The 19,545-nt window shown below is 70.0% G+C and carries 18 protein-coding genes; 9 read left to right on the forward strand and 9 right to left on the reverse strand.

Going from position 1 to position 19,545, the window contains the following annotated elements:
• Positions 1-72 precede the first annotated feature (72 nt).
• The 3 genes from OG370_RS30195 to OG370_RS30205 all read right to left on the reverse strand — a co-directional run bounded on the left by OG370_RS30195 (position 73) and on the right by OG370_RS30205 (position 3,456).
• Entirely contained in the window at positions 73-1,524 is a 1,452-nt protein-coding gene (locus OG370_RS30195; protein ID WP_328474546.1) for an amino acid permease, read from the reverse strand.
• Between the two features lie 136 nt (positions 1,525-1,660).
• On the reverse strand, positions 1,661-2,587 hold the full coding sequence (locus OG370_RS30200) for a hypothetical protein (RefSeq protein ID WP_328474548.1): 927 nt from the start codon (positions 2,585-2,587) through the stop codon (positions 1,661-1,663).
• A 425-nt stretch (positions 2,588-3,012) separates the two neighbouring features.
• Positions 3,013-3,456: a lamin tail domain-containing protein gene (locus OG370_RS30205; RefSeq protein WP_328469774.1), complete on the reverse strand. Its 444-nt coding sequence runs from the start codon at positions 3,454-3,456 to the stop codon at positions 3,013-3,015.
• A 240-nt stretch (positions 3,457-3,696) separates the two neighbouring features.
• On the opposite strand from OG370_RS30205, the gene OG370_RS30210 reads away from it, so the two are divergent.
• The 3 genes from OG370_RS30210 (at position 3,697) to OG370_RS30220 (ending at position 6,735) form a co-directional block, all read left to right on the forward strand.
• Positions 3,697-4,554: an ABC transporter ATP-binding protein gene (locus tag OG370_RS30210; RefSeq protein ID WP_328469776.1), complete on the forward strand. Its 858-nt coding sequence runs from the start codon at positions 3,697-3,699 to the stop codon at positions 4,552-4,554.
• 242 nt (positions 4,555-4,796) lie between these two features.
• The gene (locus OG370_RS30215) at positions 4,797-5,555 is read left to right on the forward strand and encodes an ABC transporter permease (RefSeq protein ID WP_328474550.1); all 759 of its coding nucleotides are present in this window, start codon (positions 4,797-4,799) and stop codon (positions 5,553-5,555) included.
• Between the two features lie 556 nt (positions 5,556-6,111).
• Positions 6,112-6,735: a hypothetical protein gene (locus OG370_RS30220; protein ID WP_328469778.1), complete on the forward strand. Its 624-nt coding sequence runs from the start codon at positions 6,112-6,114 to the stop codon at positions 6,733-6,735.
• Positions 6,736-6,843: 108 nt separating this feature from the next.
• Here the strand turns inward: OG370_RS30220 and OG370_RS30225 are convergent, their stop codons facing one another.
• Together OG370_RS30225 and OG370_RS30230 are read right to left on the reverse strand one after the other, a co-directional pair.
• Positions 6,844-7,923 carry a glycoside hydrolase family 19 protein gene (locus OG370_RS30225; RefSeq protein ID WP_328469780.1) on the reverse strand — a complete coding sequence of 360 codons (1,080 nt, stop codon included), beginning with the start codon at positions 7,921-7,923 and terminating at the stop codon, positions 6,844-6,846.
• 170 nt (positions 7,924-8,093) lie between these two features.
• Entirely contained in the window at positions 8,094-8,531 is a 438-nt protein-coding gene (locus OG370_RS30230; RefSeq protein ID WP_328469782.1) for an Lrp/AsnC family transcriptional regulator, read from the reverse strand.
• Positions 8,532-8,715: 184 nt separating this feature from the next.
• On the opposite strand from OG370_RS30230, the gene OG370_RS30235 reads away from it, so the two are divergent.
• The 3 genes from OG370_RS30235 to OG370_RS30245 all read left to right on the forward strand — a co-directional run bounded on the left by OG370_RS30235 (position 8,716) and on the right by OG370_RS30245 (position 10,715).
• Complete coding sequence (locus OG370_RS30235) at positions 8,716-9,690, forward strand: aldo/keto reductase (RefSeq protein ID WP_328469784.1); 975 nt, start codon at positions 8,716-8,718, stop codon at positions 9,688-9,690.
• Positions 9,691-9,715: 25 nt separating this feature from the next.
• Positions 9,716-10,069: an EamA family transporter gene (locus OG370_RS30240; protein ID WP_328469786.1), complete on the forward strand. Its 354-nt coding sequence runs from the start codon at positions 9,716-9,718 to the stop codon at positions 10,067-10,069.
• 88 nt (positions 10,070-10,157) lie between these two features.
• The gene (locus tag OG370_RS30245) at positions 10,158-10,715 is read left to right on the forward strand and encodes a 2'-5' RNA ligase family protein (protein ID WP_328469788.1); all 558 of its coding nucleotides are present in this window, start codon (positions 10,158-10,160) and stop codon (positions 10,713-10,715) included.
• Here the strand turns inward: OG370_RS30245 and OG370_RS30250 are convergent.
• Positions 10,699-12,252 (reverse strand): helix-turn-helix domain-containing protein, encoded by a 1,554-nt coding sequence (locus OG370_RS30250; protein WP_443060768.1) that lies wholly within the window; start codon positions 12,250-12,252, stop codon positions 10,699-10,701. The genes OG370_RS30245 and OG370_RS30250 overlap by 17 nt on opposite strands.
• A gap of 176 nt (positions 12,253-12,428) precedes the next feature.
• Here OG370_RS30250 and OG370_RS30255 point away from each other — a divergent pair, with 176 nt between their 5' ends.
• Entirely contained in the window at positions 12,429-13,175 is a 747-nt protein-coding gene (locus OG370_RS30255; protein ID WP_328469792.1) for a DUF4232 domain-containing protein, read from the forward strand.
• 189 nt (positions 13,176-13,364) lie between these two features.
• Entirely contained in the window at positions 13,365-14,927 is a 1,563-nt protein-coding gene (locus OG370_RS30260) for an FG-GAP and VCBS repeat-containing protein (RefSeq protein WP_328469794.1), read from the forward strand.
• Between the two features lie 138 nt (positions 14,928-15,065).
• Here OG370_RS30260 and OG370_RS30265 read toward each other — a convergent pair whose 3' ends face one another.
• Positions 15,066-15,536 (reverse strand): MarR family winged helix-turn-helix transcriptional regulator, encoded by a 471-nt coding sequence (locus OG370_RS30265; RefSeq protein ID WP_328469796.1) that lies wholly within the window; start codon positions 15,534-15,536, stop codon positions 15,066-15,068.
• Between the two features lie 108 nt (positions 15,537-15,644).
• Between OG370_RS30265 and OG370_RS30270 the strand changes: the two genes are divergently transcribed.
• Entirely contained in the window at positions 15,645-16,628 is a 984-nt protein-coding gene (locus OG370_RS30270; RefSeq protein WP_328469798.1) for an amidohydrolase family protein, read from the forward strand.
• Positions 16,629-16,676: 48 nt separating this feature from the next.
• Here the strand turns inward: OG370_RS30270 and OG370_RS30275 are convergent, their stop codons facing one another.
• Together OG370_RS30275 and glyA are read right to left on the reverse strand one after the other, a co-directional pair.
• Positions 16,677-18,062, reverse strand: coding sequence for an L-serine ammonia-lyase (locus OG370_RS30275; protein ID WP_328469800.1), 1,386 nt, complete (start codon positions 18,060-18,062; stop codon positions 16,677-16,679).
• A gap of 200 nt (positions 18,063-18,262) precedes the next feature.
• Entirely contained in the window at positions 18,263-19,537 is a 1,275-nt protein-coding gene (gene glyA / locus OG370_RS30280; protein ID WP_328469802.1) for a serine hydroxymethyltransferase, read from the reverse strand.
• Positions 19,538-19,545: the final 8 nt, after the last annotated feature.

Consider the following 19,545-nt stretch of genomic DNA (forward strand, 5'->3'; position numbering starts at 1 on the left):
TGCTGGATCGCCCCGCTGGAACTCCCCGCTTGGCTACTGCCTGGTCCGGTGCGCCGGCGCGATGACCGCCGCTCAGACCAGGTCCATCGCCGCGACCTCGTCGGGACCGCCGTAACTGACCGGTCCGTGGAAGGACTTGCGGGCCGTGGCGAACCACCACAGCGTCGCGATCACCAGGACCGCGGCGAGGGCGATCGGTGCGTAGTTGAACGTGCTCGCGGTGATCGGGGTGGCCTGCGGCAGCATGAACAGCACGTTGCTGGTGATGATCCACAGTACCGCCACGATGCCGACCGGCTTGCTCCAGCGGCCGAGGTGCCACGGGCCGGCGGCGAACTCGTCCTTCAGGCGCAGCCGCAGGAAGATCGGGATGCCGTAGGAGAGGAACAGGCCCACCACGTTGACGCTGACCACGGCGCTGAACGCGGTGTGCGACCACCAGCCCGGCAGCACCAGTACCAGCGAGGAGGCCGCGGCCAGCCAGACCGCCTTGACGGGCGTGCGGGTGCGCGGGGAGACGGAGTGCCACAGCCGCGAGCCGGGCATGGCGCCGTCCCGCGAGAACGCGAAGATCATGCGGGTGTTGGAGGTCATGTTGGCCAGGCCGCAGAAGAGCATGGCGCCGATGATGATGACCAGGATCGCCTTGGACAGGCCCTGGCCGAGCGCGTCGATCAGGATCTGGACCGGCGGCGCGGACGACGTGACCTCGCTGCCGTAGTCACGGATCGAGTACACCAGGGCGACCATGAGGATCAGGCCGGTGATCGCCGAGTAGCCGATGGCGCGCACGATGCCCTTGGGGGCGTTGACGGTGGCCTGGACGGTCTCCTCGGACATGTGGAAGCTGCCGTCGAAGCCGGTGAAGGTCCAGCTCGTGACCAGCAGACCGAGCAGCCCCGCGTAGATCGCGCTGTGGAAGCCGGTGGTGTTGACGTAGTGGAAGGCGTAGCTCGCGTGCTGGTGGTGCGAGGGCACCGAGATCAGCGAGATCACGATCACCAGCAGGCCGATGATCAGCCACCACACGGAGATCCGGTTGATGAGGGCGACCAACCGCACGGTGTACGTGTTGAGCAGCGCGTGGACCAGCAGGATGGCCGCGGTGATCAGCACGGTCTTCTTGAGCGTGGGCGTGTAGTCCCACTGCATGGCTATGTACGACTGGATGAACGTCGCGGCGGCGTAGTCGGTGGCGGCGGTGCCGGCCACCTGGCCGATGAAGTTGAGCCAGCCGGTGTACCAGGACCAGGCGCCGTTGTGCCGCTTGGCGAGCTTGCCCGCGGAGAAGTACAGCGCACCGCTGGTCGGGTAGGCCGAGGCGATCTCGCCCATGGCGGCCCCGACGAAGAGCACCATCACCGACACCCCGATCCAGCCGAAGATCAGGATGCGCGGGCCGCCGCCGGCCATTCCCATCCCGAACGCCGAGAAGATGCCGGAAATGATGTTGATGATGGTGAAAGAGATTGCGAAATTGTCGAATGCCCGGAATCGCCGGGTCAATTTCCGCGGGTAGCCCATCGCATGCAGCGTGGCGTCGTCGTCCAGGGCGATCGGTGCCGCCTGGTCCGTTCTCCTGTCGCGGCTGGTCACTGCTGGGTCAGACATGCGAACCGTCCATTCTGGTGGGATCTGGTCGACCGGTACCGGTATGGGCTCACGGACCGCCGGGCACGGTGAGGCCGCATGCCTCTCGGGCCTTCGTGAGCTGTTCCTCCGGGGCGCCGAACGCGCTCCAGGGCATGCGTGAGGCATACGGGCCCATCAACATGAAGGCCGCCCGCGCCTCGAACTCCTTGCGCGCCATGACCAGCGCGTGCGCCAGGTACGACAGATCCACCACCGGCGTGAACCGGTAACCGGCCACGTTCGGGAGCCACTTGTGGTAAATGCTCAACGCCGCGGTGCTCCACGGCGGTTGCTCCCACATCTTGTAGGCGAGTGGTGCCGACGGGTTGTAGTTCTCGACCAGGGCCACCAGGGGGAGCAGCGACAGCGGTGATCCGCTGGGGGCCCGTTGACTCAGAAAGGCGGCCACGTCCCAGACTTCGGATGCGCGGCCGCCGTTGCGGGGGAAGTAGATGGACAGGAAGCGGTGGTGCGCTTCGCGGTTCCAGGGGTCGAGCCGCAGGATGTGGGACAGCAGCCGCCAGGGTCCGGGCGGCGCGGTCAGCAGGCCCTGCGGGGCCGGGTCGAACGACCGATGGAAGCGGGCCAGGGCGAGTTGGGCCACCCATGGGGTTGGGTCCTTCGGTGCGTGGCCGGCCGCCTGCTGGCAGGCGGCCAGGGCTATCCGGGACAGCGCGGTGGCGCGGTCGTCCTTGCTGTCCGCGGCGCGCAGGGCGCGCAGGACGGCGACCCGGGCCCACAGCAGCGCCGACTCGGCGCAGGGCTCCTCGGCGACCCAACGCTCCGTCAGATCCGAGTCCCATGCCTCGGAGGCGAGCACCAGCGAGCGGTGGGCGCGTAAACCGAAGTCGTCCTGCGTCTCCCGCAGGGTTTCGGAGGCGCTCAGGTAGCGGCCCGCCTGCACATCCACGCAGGCGTCGGCCAACTGCCGGTCGTCGGCGGCGGAGTGCCAGATGTACCGTCCTTCGAAGGACGGGTGCCGCGGCTTTTTTCGTGGCTCGCGCTGGTGCCGGCTACTCACCGTGCATCCCCGTCCTCAGTCTCCATCGTCGGCGCGTGTGTCGGTCGCCAGTAGAAGCCGTCTCCCCGGTGGGGCGGGGGTGGTCACGGCTGTCAGAACGCGCCAAAACGGAAATTCCGCCCTGAGCCGCGCTTGGCCCGGGAATTACTCGGAGTTGACGGGGGCTGACTCTACGAGTGGGTTTCCCGGCGTGTCAAATACCTGCTAACGCCGTCTCGCCCGCCACTCGCCTTTGTGCCTTTGATACTGCATGGATACCAAAACGTCCCTCCGAAACAGCGGAGGGACGGCGATCGTAACGACGATCCGCCGCCCCTCCTGGTTGCCCGTTCCGCCCTGCTCGGCGGTTGGTCGAGGCGTCAGCACATTTTGTACGCGACCCGCGTCGAGTTGTACGAGCAGGTGTCGATCTTGGTGCCCCTGGAAGACCTGAGCGTGGCCGTGTCCTTGTCGTTGTTCCAGACGTACGCGGAACGACCCTGATACCGGTTGGCGGCCGTGTTGCTCCCCTTGCCGGTGTGTATGGTCACGGTTTTGTGAGCACCAAGTGTGTAAGTGGTGAAGGTATACTTGTGCTTCGACGCATCCGTTAGGGTCCAACCTTTCAGGCTCGCCGACTTGCCGGTGGTGTTGGATATCTGCACGTACTCCGCGTTGAGGCTCGCGTTCGTCCGCCGGTCCACCCCCGGGCTGTTGTAGTAGATCTTGTGCAAGTGCACGGACCCGGCCGACGCGCTCGCCGGAGTCGGCACGAGCAGCGCCCCGGCGACGGCCGCACCGGCCACGGACCCGGCGGCGAGCATGCGAAAGCGATTCATGATGTCCCTGACGTCCCCTGATCGATCCCGGGTACCCCCCTGGCGAACCCGGTAGGACAGTCAGAGTAAGGACGAACCCCCCGCACCGCCCGCCCGTTATCCAACCGGGACACAACGGCACCCTTGTGCGGCCGTCAACCAGGCGCGCATTCAGCCTCGTTCATCCGTTCGTACGGTTTCGCCGTTCCCGTTCGGGCGGCGGCCCCAGCGCGGCACACTGGTCGCATGGCTGAGGGGGACGCGGTACGCGTACGGGGTCTTCGCAAGCGGTACGGCGACGTCATGGCGGTGGACGGGCTCGACCTGGACATCAGGGCGGGCGAGGTGTTCGGCATCCTCGGGCCCAACGGTGCCGGAAAGAGCACCACCGTGGAGATCCTCCAGGGTCACCGCTCCCGCGACGAGGGCGAGGTGACCGTCCTGGGCGCCGACCCCGCCACCGCCGACCGGGCCTGGAAGGCGCAGGTCGGCATCGTATGGCAGGACGAGTCGGCGGTGAGCGAGCTGACCGTCGGTGAGACGGTCCGGCACTTCGCCCGCTACTACCCCTACCCGCGCGACCCGGCGGAGGTGATCGCGCTGGTCGGGCTCGAAGCGAAGACCGGCAGCCGTGTCAAAGCGCTCTCCGGCGGCCAGCGCCGCCGGCTCGACGTGGCCCTCGGCGTGATCAGCGACCCGAGGCTGCTGCTCCTCGACGAGCCCACCACCGGCTTCGCCCCGGTGGCCCGGCGGCAGTTCTGGGAACTGATCCGCTCCCTCGCCGACGAGGGCACCACCATCATCCTCACCACGCACTACCTGGAGGAGGCCGAAGCCCTCGCCGACCGGCTCGCCGTGATCACCGCGGGCAAGGTCGTCGCCGAGGGCGCCCCCGGCACGCTGGCCGGCCGCGCCGACGCCCGCACGACCGTCCACTGGACCGGCCCCGACGGCACCTCGCACGCCGAGGAGACCGACACCCCGACCCGCGTCGTCACCGAACTCGCCCGCCGCTTCGACGGGGAGATACCCGGACTGCGGGTGACCCAGCCGACCCTTGAGGACGTCTACCTGCGACTCATCGGACAGGAGACCCCGCGATGACCGCGGCGAATGCCCCGACTCCCGCGGGCCACCCCGATCCCGATCCCGATCCCGCGTCCGGTGCCGGCCCGGGCGCCGGCCTCGGCGCCGACCCAGGCGCCAGTCTCGGCACCGACCCCGGTCCCGCCGAGGGGCGAGGCGCGGGCGGCACCAGCCGGCTGGCCGGCCGTCGCGGCGGCCACGACGGCACCGCCACCGCACGGCTGCCCGGTGCCTGGCAACTCGGTCTGCACCGGGGCGCGATGGAGATCAAGCTCTTCTTCCGTCAGCGTGAGCAGGTCGTCTTCACCTTCGCCTTCCCGATCATCTTCCTCTTTCTCTTCGCCTCGATCTTCAGCGACAACATGAAGAACACGGGCACCAGCGCCTCCCAGTACTACGTCACCTCGATGATCGCCTCCGGCATCATGTCGACCAGCTTCCAGTCACTGGGCATCTCGATCGCGATCGAGCGGGACGAGAAGGTGTTGCGGCGGCTGCGCGGCACCCCGATGCCCCCGGCCGCGTACTTCCTCGGCAAGATCTGGCTGGTCTTGACCACTGGCATCTTCGAAACTGCGATCCTCCTCGTCTTCGGCACCACCGTGTACGGCGTGGACCTGCCCTCCACGCCCGTCAAGTGGCTGACCTTCGGTTGGGTGTTCGTCCTGGGCATCACCGGATGCGCGCTGCTCGGCATCGCGATCAGCAGCGTGCCGAAGTCCGGACGCAGCGCCACCTCCGTGGTGGTCCTGCCCTTCCTGGTGCTCCAGTTCATCTCCGGTGTCTACATCCTCATTGACACGATTCCGAACTGGATGCTCACTGTCGGCTCCTTCTTCCCGCTCAAGTGGCTCTGCCAGGGGCTGCGCGGGGTCTTCCTACCGCAGGCCGCCGCCGCCCTCGAACCGGCGGGCGCCTGGGAGTTCGGCCGTACCGCCCTGGTCCTCGCCGCGTGGTGCGTCGGCGGCCTCCTGCTGTGCCTGTTCACCTTCCGCTGGAAGAACCGCAACGACGCGTGAGACGGCGTCTGACCCGAGGAGAACAGGGCGACCTGTGGGTGAAGGAGCCCTCGGCGAAGTCGAGTTCGGCCGGCCCGCGCGGGATTGCGGTGAGCGGGTGTCGGTGGCGGCGCCGGTGCCGGCGGGATGGAGGGGCCGTGAGGAGGCGCATGGTCGTGTCCGTCCATGGACCCGGCGCGTGGCCGTATTCGATCGCGCCTGCGGGAGAGATGCGGAACGCCTGCGGATCGGTGGACGCGGTCCGTTTGCAGTACTGACGGTGATTCGATTCCATAGCCAGAGACATGGCATCCTCGAATTTCCTTGCTCGCGCGGTGAAAGGGGCCGACGCCGGTCCAGTCCCGAATGGGCGTGCTCCGACCTCGTTTTCGTCAACGCTACGACCTGCGGCGGGAGTCGTCATCCCCCCACGGGTGGAGTCCGGGTGGAGAAATTTCTCCACCCGGGAATCAACCCGGGGGTGGAGGACGCGGCGCCGTCATCACCGTACATTTTCGAGCAGCGGGAAATCCCCGCCGGGTCGTCAATTCGCATATAAGCGGAAGGGACAGTCGCCGTGAGCCAGCTGCGAGGCTTTCTCCCCTGGATCGTGTTCGCCGTCGTGTCGAGTCTCGCCTGGCAGTGGGCGGCGCTTCTGGCGCTGGCCCTGGGCGTGCTCTTTCTGGTGAAGGACCGCAGGGCGGGAGTGACCGCGGACGCGCAGATATTGGAGTTCGGCACGGTTGCCTACTTCGGTGCGCTGACCGCGGTGGCCTTCGCCGACCCTCACTCGCCGCTGCGTGATGTCGCCGGCGGACTGTCCTCGGCGTGGCTGGCGCTGATTGCAGCGGTGACGCTGTTGGTGCGGCGGCCGTTCGTCCTGGGCATCGCCAAGCGGCATACCGCACCGGAGGTATGGACCACTCCGCTCTTCCGGCGTACCTGCACGGTGCTCACCGGCGCCTGGACGATCGGTTTTACGCTCAGTGCGGTTGCCACCCTTGCCTGCGAGGCCGCCGGCTCCGGGACTCTGCCCCGGGTCATCGTCCAGGTCCTCGGCTTCGGCCTGCCGGCCGCGTTCACGCGCTCCTACGTCAAGAAGGTCCGCGATCGCGCCCGCGGCTCTCACGGCTCCCACGTCCCGGCGATAGCCGTCGGCGGCGAGACGACGTTCAGTACTGCCCCGACGGCCGGCCGGTGACGGCCCGGGGGCGGTGTGCTCGCGGTGGTCGTCGTCCCGGCACGCTGACGCGCCCCGCCGAGGGCGGGGCGCGTCAGCGTGCGGGGCGCGGGTGGAGCAGGGGCCGGGTCAGCAGGAGAGGTTGTTGCCCGCGGGGACGCCGAGGATGGAGGTGAAGTTCTCGTAGGCGTTGACGCGGTCCTGGACCTCGGCGGGGTTGCCGCCGTTGCACTCGATGCTGCCGTTGATGCTACGGATGGTCTCGCCGAAGCCGGCGCCGTTGACCATGGCGTCGTGCGGGGTCATGGTGCCCGGTCCGGTCTGGGTGTCCCAGTACCAAAGTCCGGTTTTCCAGGAGATGGCGGGATCGGTCTCGACGAGGCTGGGGTTGTCCAGGAGGTCGACGCCGAGCGCGTCGCCCGCGGCCTTGTAGTTGAAGTTCCAGCTGAGCTGGATAGGGCCGCGCCCGTAGTACGAGTAGGTACCGGCCGGGCAGCCGTAGGGCTCAGAGGCGCAGTAGTTACCGGACTTGTCGATCTCGGTGACGTAGACGAGGCCGCCGGTCTCGTGGCTGACGTTGGCGAGGAAGGCCGCGGCCTCCTGCTTCTGGACGGTGTCGCTGCCGGTGGTGGCGAAGCCCGGGTAGGCGCTGAGGGCGGCGGTGAGGCCGGCGTAGGTGTAGAAGGAGTTCCGGTTCGGGAACATCTGGTTGAACTGCGCCTCGCTGACCACGAATGCGCCGTTGGTCGGGGGCGTGGTGCCGCCACCGCCGGAGCAGCTGTACGGGCTCCAGTACCAGGTGCTGATGGTCGGGTCGTAGCCCGGGTTGTCGTGGGTGGCGATGTAGTCGCTGCCGTTGGTGTACTGCACGATGTCGCCGGTGACGTAGTTCTGGCCCGCGACCCAGGCGGGGTAGCTGCAACTGTCGTTGCCGCCGGTCGAGCCGCCGGTGCCGCCGCCTGAGTTGCCGCAGGCGCCCTGGTCGGCCCAGACGTCTGCGGAACCGGGGGTCTCGCCCTGGGTCCACCACTTCGCCGACCAGTTGTGCGCGTTGTAAGAGGCGGTTTGGCCGCCCGTATAGACAGAGGAGGAACTCCAGGCGGCGGCGCAGTCCGTGGCTGAAGCGGAGGATGCGAAGGGGACCATGACCGCCAGGCCGACCGCGACCGCGAGCGCGGTGAGGAAGGCGATGAACCGTTGTCTCGACACGTGCCACTCCTTGTGGGGGTGCGAAGTGGGACCGGAGTCAGCACTCAAACGGAAATGGTCTGAACCTGTCAATAGTCCAGACCAATTCTGAGGGGTCGATGGGAGGTCCAACGGAGAGGAATCGGCCCGGTGTTCACCCATGGGTGCCCGGTGCTGCCCGTGGGAGAGTCCTACTCGGCGGGTGAGGGGAGTGGAAGGGGGCGTGGCGGGACCGGGGTCGCCACGACGAGGGATGTGGTGGTCTGGCCGTAGAGGAGGAACTCGTCGAGGTCGGCTTCGAGGCCGTCGATGGTCGCCGTGTGGATCTTCAGCAGCAGGCAGTCCTCGCCGGTGAGCCGGTGGCTTTCGCTGACCTGTTCGTGGTCGGTCGCGAGGGCCATCAGGTTGGGCAGTTGTCCGGGGCCGGGCCGTACCCGTACCAGGGCGGTGACGGGCAGGCCGAGTGCCGATGGGTCGACGGCCATGCGGAAGCCGGTGATGACGCCGTCCTCCTCCAACCGGCGCACCCGGTCGGTGACGGCGGGCGCCGACATGCCGACGATGCGGGCGAGGGCGGACATGGGCAGGCGTGGGTTGCGGTGGAGTTCGGCGAGGAGTCTGACGTTCATCTCGTCCAGGGCCGGGTGTGGCTCGCCAAAGGAAATCCGCCTCTTCTTCTTGGATTTTCCAGGCACATTCGCTCCTAGGGCTTCAATATCGGCTTCAACGGAAGCCCGGTGCAGAGGAGAATAGCCGGGCGGTCAAGGTCGTAAACAGCGAATACGACGCCATTTCGGCGGGACAAGGGGAAGCATGCGGTATTCGCGCGTCGGGTTGTCCGGCCTGGTGGTGTCGCGGGTCGGGCTGGGGATGATGAGTTACGGCGACACCTCGCGCCGCGCCTGGCACCTGGACGCCGACGCGGCGCTGCCCCTGGTGCGGGCGGCGGCGGAGGCGGGCGGGACGTTCTTCGACACCGCGGACATGTACGACCAGGGCGCGAGTGAGGAGGTCACCGGCACTCTGCTGCGCGAGGTCTTCGGCTCCCGCGACGACTATGTGCTCGCCACGAAGGTGTACTTCCCGATGGGCGACGCGCCGACCTCGCGGGGCCTGCCCCGCAAGCACCTGCACGCCGCGGTGGACGCGTCGTTGCGCCGGCGGGGCACCGACCACATCGACCTGTACCAAATTCACCGATGGGACGACGCGACCCCGATCGAGGAGACGATGTGCGCCCTCGACGAACTCGTGCGGGCGGGAAAGGTCCGATATCCGGGGGCATCCAGCGTGTACGCGTGGCAGTTCGCCAAGGCGCAGTACACCGCCCGGGCCCACGGGTGGAGCGGATTCGTGTCGATGCAGAACCTCTACAACCTCGCCTACCGCGAGGAGGAGCGGGAGATGATCCCGCTCTGCCGCGACCTCGGCGTGCTGCCCTACAGCCCGCTCGCCCGCGGGTTCCTGACCGGCAGCCGCACCCGTGGCGGTGGACGTAGCACGGTCCGGTGCCGCAGCGACCCGCTGGCCGTCGACCGGCTGCCGTTGTCGACGGTGGGGGCGATCGAGTTCCTCGGGGTGGTCGTCCTGGCCCTCGTCGGGAGCCACAGCGGCCGCAACCTCGCCGCGCTCGCCCTGGCCGTCGGTGGGGTGGCGGTTCTCACCGATGTACGCCTGGCCGGTGAGCGCCTCGGGTTCGGATACGCCTTCGCCAACTGCGTCGGTTTCATGCTCTACATGGTCCTCGGCCACCGGATCGCGACGACCGGGCCCGGTTGGCGAACGTGACCCGGGCGAGCGGCGGAGCAGTGCGATGGCGGGGATCGACCAGCTCGGCGCGTGCATGGTCGTCGCCGCGGTGGTGGCCACCCCGTTCGGGATCGGCGACGCCGGCACCGCCTTCGTCCACCCGCTGTGGCTGCTGTGGCTGCTGTGGGGGATCGGGGTGGGAGTCTGCTCCTCCGTCATTCCCTACGCCAGCGATCAGTTGGCCATGGCCCGGCTGCCGCGGTCCGTCTTGGCCTTCCTGCTGGCGCTGCTGCCCGCGTCGTCCACTGTGATCGGGCTGGTCGTGCTTGGCCAGATACCCACCTGGCGCGACATCATCGGTGTGGCCACGGTGATCGCCGGTGTTGCGATACGCCAGGAGCAGCCGGACACGTCATGACCGGGGTCGGGGTCGGGGCCGGTTCAGGTCTCGCCGGGGCGTGGGCTCCCGCGGTTCCGGCCCGGTAGGTCGCGCAGACAGGAGCAGTATGCAGACCACGCAGCGCGCGCAGGAGGAGGACGGGTGGCCGGACGTCCCCGGCGACACCGCACTCACCATCAAGGTTCCCGAGGCGGACCCGCTGGTCCGGGCCGGGTTCCCCGCGCATGTGACCGTGCTCTACCCGTTCCTGCACGAGAGCCGCATCGACGCGCGAGTCCACCGTGAACTGGCCGAACTGTTCGCCGGGCACGACGCGTTCACCCTGACGTTCGGCGAGTTCGGACGCTATCCCGGCGTGCTCTACCTCGACCCGTGGCCGCACGACCCGGTGGTCGCGCTGACCAAGGACCTCACGCGGCGCTGGCCCGAAGCGCTGCCGTACCGGGGGATCTTCGGTCCGGGGCCCGGCCCGCACCTGACGGTCGCGGTCAGCGACGACCCCGCGGACTCCGGCGCCGCGCACGACGCGTGCGAGGCCGAACTCGCCGCGTCCCTGCCGCTGACCAGCCACGTCCGCGCGGTCCACCTGATCGTCTGGGACGGAGCACGCTGGCGGGACCGTACCGCGTACGACCTTACGAGGCCGGTCAGCTGTCGCGCTTGATCCAGTCGCTGCCGCCGTTGGGGTAGTCGTAGCCGGGGCGGTCGACGTCTGCGCTGGTGTGGAAGGGGGTGCCCTTGTCGTTGATGCTGATCGTGCCGCTGCGGGTGCCGCTGGACCAGTCCAGGCTCAGGTCCCAGCGGACGTCGTGCGCCTTGGTGTGCGCAGTGACGTAGAAGACCTCCGGGTCGGACTCGCTGACCTTGTAGGGGAAGTTGCGCTGACCGTTCAGGACCGTGGCCGTGGGGCTGCCGTTGTCGAGGTCGATGTCGAAGGTCTTGACGTCCACGCCGCCACCGCAGCCGACCCCCATCGAGTAGTCGTTCCAGGCGAGCGGGGCGCCGCTGCTGATGGCGCGTACGTGCAGCGCCTGCAGGACGACGGTGTCCGAGCCGGTGCCCTGGATGGTGAGGGCGATCCGCTGCTCGCCCGAGGAGACCCCGCCGTACGCGGCGGCCCATCGCGGCGCGTCCTGCTCGTTCCCGGGCGGGCCGACCTGCGCGGGCGCGCTGTCGACGAGGAAGTGCTGGCGGCACGGATCGTCGAAGGCGTAGGGGCGGACGCCGACGGTGAGCGGGGTGCCCTTGCTGCTGCTCCCGGTGGGCGTCGACTTCGCGCCCTGGGTGGTCACGCCCTGCGGGGCACCGGACGTGCCGCTGCTCGCGGGGGTCGACGGCGACGCGGACCGGGTGTGCCGAGACCCGGTCGGCGACGGGGTGGTGGACGGCGCCTTCGCGTCGGCCGTGTCGCTGCTCGCGGTGGCGCCGACGGCCTGCTGGTCACGGGCGTTGTCGCCGGCCCGGTCCCATGGGTGTGCGACGAGCGCCGTGGTCGCGAGCACGGCGGCCGCCGCGGCGGAGGCGATCAGCGCGTTGCGGCGCCGCCGCGGCGACGAGGGGCCACGCGGCAGCCGCACGACGACCTGGCCGTCCGGCTCGTCCGGCCCGCCGTCCCCGTCCTGCGCGGGTCCCGCTGTCAGTCCTGGTGCGGGCGACGGTCCGGGGGAGGAGGCGGGAAGTGCCGCGGTACGGTCCGACTCCGCCGCTGATCCGGTGCCCGCCGTCTGCGGCGCCCCTGCCCCGGCCGCGGGATCGGCCCAGCCGGCGCCCTGAGCTGTGTCCGGGGCCGGTGCCGGGGCGGGGGCCCACGCCGAGTCCGCGGCCGGACCGGCTGCCGCGCCCGCCGCCGCGCCCGCGACCGTACCCGCGCCGGCGTCACCCGAAGCCGCCGCCTCCGCCCGCGTCGCCGCCGCCTGATCCCCCCTGAGCCTGCGCGCCTCGTCCGCCAGCACCCAGCGCCGATGCAGCTCCACGAGTTCCTGCGGGGTCGCCCGGCACGCGCGTGCGAGGCGTTCCACCGGCGCGTACTCGTTCGGGACCGCGGTCCCGTTGCAGTAGCGGTGCAGCGTCGACGTGCTCATGTGCAGCCGCTTGGCCAGCCCCCCGTAGCTCAGTCCCGAGCGGTCCTTGAGCTCGCGCAGAAGCGTCGCGAACTGGTCCGTCTCCCTGGCTCCTGCCGCACCCGACACCCGTGCCTCCATTTCGCAGTGTCCCGTTCCAGCGTTCCAGGGGCACCGTGTTCCCCCTGCTCAGAGCGGTGTTCTGCGTTCCAGTGTCCCCAACTGTCCGCCGCGCGTGGCGGTTGGGACGGATCTCCCCACAAGCTCCCCTCATCCAAGCACTCCGACCACCAGAACCGCGAAAGAGGCACGACCTCATGTCCATCATCCGAAACACCCGTAGCCGTCTCCTCGGTGCCGCCGCGACCGTCGTGCTCGCTGCGCTCTCCCTGACCGCCTGCAGTGACGATGGATCGGGCAGCAGGAACGAGGGTGCTTCGACGGCTGACGTCTCGGCGACCTTGGCGCCCTCGGCGGGCGCCCCCATGGCCGCGGATTCCACGGCCGCGGGTTCCGCTGACGGCGGGTCCGCGCCGGCCACCACGGCGCCGTCCGGGGTCAAGCCGTCCGCGGGGTCGGGTGCTACCCGGCCGGCGGCGAAGGGTGTTCCCACCAAGGTCCCGGCCGCCTCGGGGGCGCCGGTCACCTGCCAGGGCTCCGACACGAAGGTGGTGGCGGCTCCGTTGAACCGTCCGGTGAACCACATGCTGCTCACGGTCACCAACACCGGCAGCAAGACGTGCTACCTCTACAACTACCCGGAGTTGAGGTTCACCGACGCGCAGGCGGTGCCGCCGGTCATCAAGGACTCCGTGCCGCAGGCCGTGGTCACCCTGGAGCCCGGCCAGTCCGGCTACGCCTCGGTCGCCCTGTCCGCGAGCGACGGCAGCGGCAAGAACGGCCGCACCGTGAAGAGCCTGGAGGTCTACTTCTCCGGCCGCTCCGGCGTCGGGAGCGTCGGCAGCGCCGCCCACCCCTCGCTGCCCGCCAAGGGCGTCTACATCGACGACTCCCTCGCCACCACCTACTGGCAGCAGACGATGGACCTCGCCCTGGCCTGGTGACCCCGGCGAACAACCGGCAGTGAAAGCCGAAAGCCGAAAGCCGAGAGCCGACATCCGCCCGGGCCCGTCGCGGGCCCACGGACCGATCCCTTCCGCCCGTACAACTGTTCCCCGGGCCGGCGAGTCCTACGTCGCGGGAGTTCACCGGAACATCATCCGGTCGTCGCATCATCGTTGAACGGAGCCCGAATGTCTCAACGTATCCCCCGTCGCGCCCACCGGCTGGCGCTGGCGGCTGCCGTGGCCGTGGTCAGCGCGGTGGTCGCACCGGCGGCGGTGGCCCAGGCCGCCCCCGGCGGCACCGCGCACGCGGCCACCGCGGGGGCCAAAGCCACCCAGAAGGCGCAGGTCGTCGACTTCAACGGGGACGGCCACGCCGACATGGCGGTCGGTTCGCCGTACGGGACCGCCAGCGGCAAGTCCGAGGCCGGCTACGTGTCGGTGGTGTACGGCGCGGCCGGCGGCGTCGACCAGGCGAAGCACTACCTGTTCGCGCAGGACAGCCCCGGAATCCCCGGCGGCTCCGAGGCACTTGACCGGTTCGGGTCCACGGTGGTGCCGGTGGACCTCAACGGTGACGGCTACACCGACCTCGTGGTCGGCGCCTCCGGGGAGGACATCGGCACCGACGCGTCCGGTGTCGACGCGGGCATGCTGACCGTGTTGTGGGGCAGCGCGTCCGGTCTGGGCAACGCCACCGCCATCGACACCGGAGCCACCGCGCACGCGGGGGTCGGCGGCTTCCTCCAGGCCGGCGACTTCAACGGCGACGGAAAGCAGGAACTGGTCACCTCCTACGGCAGCCAGACCCTGCGGACGCTGTCCGGGATCGGCGCGGACGGCAAGGTCGCCTCGGTCTCCGACCTCAACCTGTGGGATGTGGAGCGCGGCGACACGGTGACCCTGCACAGCATCGCGGCGGGCGACATCAACGGCGACGGCACCACCGACCTCGTGGCCCTGGTCACCGACACGGACGAGCCCGACTCCTACCGCGGCTACCTGCTGCTGGGCGGCGCGAACGGGTTCACCTACGCCGGATACGCCAAGCAGACCAGCGGGATGCGGGTGCCCGGCCAGAGCGTGGCGATCGGCGACGTGAACGGCGACGGCTACGGGGACATCGTCTTCGGCCACAGCACCGACTACTACGACAGCGACGAGGACCTGCCGGTCAAGGGCGGCGCCGTCACGATCGTCTACGGCGGCCCCCACGGTCAGAGCACCACCCTCCCGCCGGTGTGGATCAACCAGGACACCCCGGGCGTCCCGGGCGTCGGCGAGACCGGCGACGCGATGGGCGCATCCGTGGCGGTCGGTGACGTCAACGGCGACGGGTACGCCGACGTCGTCGCGGGCGTGCCCGGTGAGGACTACGACGGGCTGACCAACGCGGGCTCGTTCCTTCTCCTGCTCGGCTCCTCGAAGGGTGTCACCGGGACCGGCTCCCAGGTCTTCACGCAGAACTCCGACGGCGTACCCGGCGCTTCCGAGAGCGGTGACAAGTTCGGCGCCGTGGTCGGCGCGCTCCCGGCGACGCCCTCCGACCCGGCGCAGGTGGTGATCGGCGACCCGGACGAGAACGCCGGCACCGGCGCGGTCTGGGTGCTGCACGGCACCACCACCGGTCTGACCGGCACCGGCACCGCCAACTTCGGCTCCTCCACCATGGGCACCAGCGGGGTCGGCGCCTACTTCGGCGAGGAACTCAGCACCACCCCGGCCGACGTGGACATCAACGAGGGCGTCTGAACCCTCGCCCCGTCAACGGCCGGCCGTTGACCGTCAACGGTCGCCTGCCAACGGCCGGCCGTCGTGCGCCCGCCCCGACTGACGGGCGGGCGCACGCACGATCCCGACTGCGCCAATTCGGGGCCACACCAATCCGGGCTACGCACCCGCCGCCGTGGACGTACGGTCCGCGGCGGCGGTGTCACCCCAGCCCTGTTCGAGCGCGTCACGCAGCGCCGTGACCCGCCGCTTCCCGATCCGCTGCGCCAACTCCGCCTCCAGATCGTCGAGTACCTCCAGCGCCTGCCGGCGGCGGGTGAGACCTTCCGGCGTGAGCACGACGAGTTTCGACCGTCCCGAGCGGGGGTTCGGCACCACCTGGAGCAGCCCGAGGGCGGCGAGTTGGTGGACCATCTGGTGGGTCGCCGGGGGACTCACACCCATCTGCCGGGCCAGGTCGGACATCGGCATGCCGTCCGGATCGAGCTGGCTCAGCAGCGTCGCGTGCGCCGGACTCACCCCGCCGGCGCCGTCCTCAAGGTGCGCGGTCACGGCCGTACGGAACCAGTTGTGGGCCCGCCACAGCAGCTTGGCGAGCGGTTCCTGGGTCGACTTGTCTTCGCTGGGCACCGTGTTACCGTAGCACTGAGAACCATTAAGCTACTTAATGGTTTGCGCGGTGTCCGCCGCCCTTCCGCCGACGGCACCGCCGATCCGTGACTCAAGCGGAACGGATGGATGAGAGGCGCTCCGATGAAGCTGATCGCCCTAGAGGAAGCGTTCTGGTACGACAAGCTGCAGACCCAGGGCTCGCCGGTCGGCCATATCCCCCTGAAGCCCGAAGTGCTCGCGAACGTAAGGCGGTTGCTGCCCGACTTCACCGAGTTCAGGCTCGCGGACATGGACCGGAACGGCGTCGACCTGCAGGTGCTCTCCCTGACCGCCCCCGGCGTCCAGATGCAGCCGGACCCGCGGATCGCGGTGGCCGACGCCCGCATGGCCAACGACTTCCTCGCCACCGTCGTCGGCGAGCACCCGGGCCGGTTCCAGGGCCTGGCCGCCGTCCCGCTGCAGGACCCGAAGCGGGCCGCGGCCGAACTGCGCCGCGCCATCGAGGAACTCGGCCTGTGCGGCGCCCTGGTCAACGACCACACCCTCGGCCACTACCTGGACGAGCCGCAGTACGCGCCGTTCTGGGAGACCCTGCAGGACCTCGGCGTCCCGCTCTACATCCACCCGAACCCGGTGCCGTCCGACCACTGGAACGTCGTCCAGGGGTACCCGGGGCTGGAGCACGCGACGTGGGGCTGGAACCACAGCACGGGCGGGCACGCGCTGCGGCTGGTCTTCGGCGGCGTCTTCGACCGGTTCCCCGGCGCCCGGATCATCCTGGGGCACATGGGCGAGTTCCTGCCCGCGCAGCTCTACCGCGTCGACGCCCGCTACCGCGATCTCGACCCCGACGTGCAGCGGCCGCTGAAGAAGGCGCCCTCGGAGTACTTCGGAACGAACATCGTGATCACCACCTCCGGCGTGTTCTCGCACGCGGCGCTCGTCGACGCGATCCAGACCATCGGCGTCGACAACGTGATGTTCTCGATCGACTACCCGTTCGAGCCGACCGCGACGGCGGCCGAGTTCATGCGCACCGCGCCCCTGGCCCCACCGGACAAGGCCAAGGTCGCCCACGCGAACGCCGAGCGCATCCTGCGGCTCACCTAGCCAGCGCCGAGCCGGAAAACCGGAAGCCGCAGGTCAGCGGCTATGCCGTCAGCACTCGATCACGTTGACCGCGAGCCCGCCCCGCGCGGTCTCCTTGTACTTGACCTTCATGTCGGCGCCGGTCTGCTTCATGGTCTTGATGACCTTGTCGAGGGAGACGTGGTGGCGGCCGTCGCCGCGCATGGCCATGCGGGCGGCGGTGACGGCCTTGACCGCGGCCATGCCGTTGCGCTCGATGCAGGGGATCTGGACGAGGCCGCCGACGGGGTCGCAGGTGAGGCCGAGGTTGTGCTCCATGCCGATCTCGGCGGCGTTCTCGACCTGTTCCGGGGTGAGCCCGAGGATCTCCGCGAGGCCGCCCGCGGCCATGGAGCAGGCCGAGCCGACCTCGCCCTGGCAGCCGACCTCGGCGCCGGAGATGGAGGCGTTCTCCTTGAAGAGCATGCCGATCGCGCCCGCGGCCAGCAGGAACCGGACCACCGCGTCGTCCCGGTCGGCGGCGGAGGTGGTGGGCGAGCAGACGAAGGCGAGGTAGTAGTGCAGGACGGCCGGGATGATCCCGGCGGCGCCGTTGGTGGGGGCGGTGACGACCCGGCCGCCCGCCGCGTTCTCCTCGTTGACGGCCATCGCGTAGAGGGTGATCCACTCCATCGCGCGGGTGGACGGATCGCCCTCGGCCCGCAGCTGGCGGGCGGACTGCGCGGCGCGGCGGCGCACCTTCAGGCCGCCGGGCAGGATGCCCTCACGGGACATGCCCCGCTCCACGCAGTCCCGCATCACCTGCCAGATCTCCAGCAGCCCGGCCCGGATCTCGGCCTCGCCGCGCCAGGCCTTCTCGTTCTCCATCATCAGCGCGGAGATCGACAGCCCGGTCTCCCGGGACAGCCGCAGCAGTTCGTCGCCGGTGCGGAAGGGGTGGCGTAGCACCGTGTCGTCCAGCTTGATCCGGTCCTCGCCGACCGCGTCCTCGTCGACCACGAAGCCGCCGCCCACCGAGTAGTAGGTCTTCGCCAGCAGCACCTCGCCGGCGTCGTCGTACGCCGACAGCGTCATCCCGTTGGCGTGGTACGGCAGCGAGCGGCGCCGGTGCAGCACCAGGTCGGTGTCGGCGTCGAAGGCGATCTCGTGGGTGCCCAGCAGGCCCAGCCGGTGCTCGGCGCGGATACGGGCGACCTCGTCGTCGGCCGTCTCCACGTCGACGGTGCGCGGCGAGTGGCCGGACAGGCCCAGCAGGACGGCCTTCGGGGTGCCGTGGCCGTGGCCGGTCGCCCCGAGCGAGCCGAACAGCTCGGCCCGGACGGAGACGGTATGGGCGAGCAGCGCCTCGTTCTTCAGGCGGTGCACGAAGATGTTCGCCGCCCGCATCGGGCCGACGGTGTGCGAGCTGGACGGGCCTATTCCGATGGAGAACAGGTCGAAGACGGAGATTGCCACGGTGTTCTTAGCTCCTGGGGTTCGCGGACGCCGTTGTCCGCAGGGTGCTGCGGCCGCGCTCGGCGGGGGCGCGCTGCCGGGCCGGATACGGTGTCCCGCCGGCCGGCCGGTGGCCGGTTCGTGCCCGCCTCCCCCTTGAGCTTCGCACGGGGGAGTACCCGCGACCACGTGGCGCGGGCGGACACGAACCGGCGACCCGGCTACAGGCCCGGGTACAGCGGGTGCTTCTCCGCCAGCGCGGTGACCCTCTGCCGCAAGGGCCCGCTCTCCGACGGCGGGAAGGCCGGCGACGCGGTGAGCGTCGCCGCGATGATGTCGGCGACCTCGCGGAAGTCGTCGGCGGTGAAGCCCCGCGTCGCCAGCGCGGGCGTGCCGATCCGCAGACCCGAGGTGACCATCGGGGGCCGCGGGTCGTTCGGGATCGCGTTGCGGTTGACGGTGATGCCGACCGCGTGCAGCCGGTCCTCGGCCTGCTGGCCGTCGAGCGCGGAGTTGCGCAGGTCGACCAGGACCAGGTGGACGTCGGTACCGCCGGAGAGCACGGAGACGCCGAGTTCCGCCACGTCGGGCCGGGTCAGCCGGTCGGCGAGGATCTTCGCGCCCTCCAGCGTACGGGACTGGCGGTCCTTGAACTCGTCCGTCGCCGCGGCCTTGAACGCGACCGCCTTCGCGGCGATCACATGCTCCAGCGGGCCGCCCTGCTGCCCCGGGAAGACCGCCGAGTTGATCTTCTTGGCGAGTTCGGCCTTGGCCAGGATCACCCCGCCGCGCGGGCCGCCGAGCGTCTTGTGGGTCGTGGTGGTGACCACGTCGGCGTACGGCACGGGGGAGGGGTGCAGCCCGGCCGCGACCAGCCCGGCGAAGTGCGCCATGTCGACCATCAGGTACGCGCCGACCTCGTCGGCGATCCGGCGGAACTCCGCGAAGTCCAGCTGCCGCGGGTACGCCGACCAGCCCGCCACGATGAGCTGCGGGTGGTGCTCCTTGGCCAGCCGCTCCACCTCGGCCATGTCGACCAGGTTGGTCTCCGCGTCCACGTGGTACGCGGCGACCTTGTAGAGCTTGCCGGAGAAGTTGATCTTCATGCCGTGGGTCAGGTGCCCGCCGTGCGCCAGGTCCAGGCCGAGGATGGTGTCACCCGGCTTGAGCAGGGCGAACATCGCGGCGGCGTTCGCCTGGGCGCCCGAGTGCGGCTGCACGTTGGCCGCGTCGGCGCCGAACAGCGCCTTGACCCGGTCGATGGCGAGCTGCTCGATCACGTCGACGTGCTCGCAGCCGCCGTAGTAGCGGCGGCCGGGGTAGCCCTCCGCGTACTTGTTGGTGAGCACCGAGCCCTGCGCCTCCAGCACGGCGACCGGCGCGAAGTTCTCGGACGCGATCATCTCCAGCGTGGACTGCTGGCGGTGCAGCTCGGCGTCGACCGCGGCCGCCACATCCGGGTCGAACTCGTGCAGGGACTGGTTCAGCAGCGACATCGCGGGTT

Origin of the sequence: Streptomyces sp. NBC_00448 (assembly GCF_036014115.1) — a bacterium.
Lineage (GTDB): Bacteria > Actinomycetota > Actinomycetes > Streptomycetales > Streptomycetaceae > Actinacidiphila.

Bases quoted from the DNA above. Each gene is read 5' to 3' on its own strand.
- OG370_RS30255 (WP_328469792.1), top strand. From the start codon at position 12,429: ATGTCCATCATCCGAAACACCCGTAGCCGTCTCCTCGGTGCCGCCGCG.
- OG370_RS30195 (WP_328474546.1), bottom strand. From the start codon at position 1,524: ATGGGCTACCCGCGGAAATTGACCCGGCGATTCCGGGCATTCGACAAT.
- OG370_RS30240 (WP_328469786.1), top strand. From the start codon at position 9,716: ATGGCGGGGATCGACCAGCTCGGCGCGTGCATGGTCGTCGCCGCGGTG.
- OG370_RS30210 (WP_328469776.1), top strand. From the start codon at position 3,697: ATGGCTGAGGGGGACGCGGTACGCGTACGGGGTCTTCGCAAGCGGTAC.
- OG370_RS30230 (WP_328469782.1), bottom strand. From the start codon at position 8,531: ATGAACGTCAGACTCCTCGCCGAACTCCACCGCAACCCACGCCTGCCC.
- OG370_RS30205 (WP_328469774.1), bottom strand. From the start codon at position 3,456: ATGCTCGCCGCCGGGTCCGTGGCCGGTGCGGCCGTCGCCGGGGCGCTG.
- OG370_RS30215 (WP_328474550.1), top strand. From the start codon at position 4,797: ATGGAGATCAAGCTCTTCTTCCGTCAGCGTGAGCAGGTCGTCTTCACC.
- glyA (WP_328469802.1), bottom strand. From the start codon at position 19,537: ATGTCGCTGCTGAACCAGTCCCTGCACGAGTTCGACCCGGATGTGGCG.
- OG370_RS30250 (WP_443060768.1), bottom strand. From the start codon at position 12,252: ATGGAGGCACGGGTGTCGGGTGCGGCAGGAGCCAGGGAGACGGACCAG.
- OG370_RS30260 (WP_328469794.1), top strand. From the start codon at position 13,365: ATGTCTCAACGTATCCCCCGTCGCGCCCACCGGCTGGCGCTGGCGGCT.
- OG370_RS30235 (WP_328469784.1), top strand. From the start codon at position 8,716: ATGCGGTATTCGCGCGTCGGGTTGTCCGGCCTGGTGGTGTCGCGGGTC.
- OG370_RS30270 (WP_328469798.1), top strand. From the start codon at position 15,645: ATGAGAGGCGCTCCGATGAAGCTGATCGCCCTAGAGGAAGCGTTCTGG.
- OG370_RS30245 (WP_328469788.1), top strand. From the start codon at position 10,158: ATGCAGACCACGCAGCGCGCGCAGGAGGAGGACGGGTGGCCGGACGTC.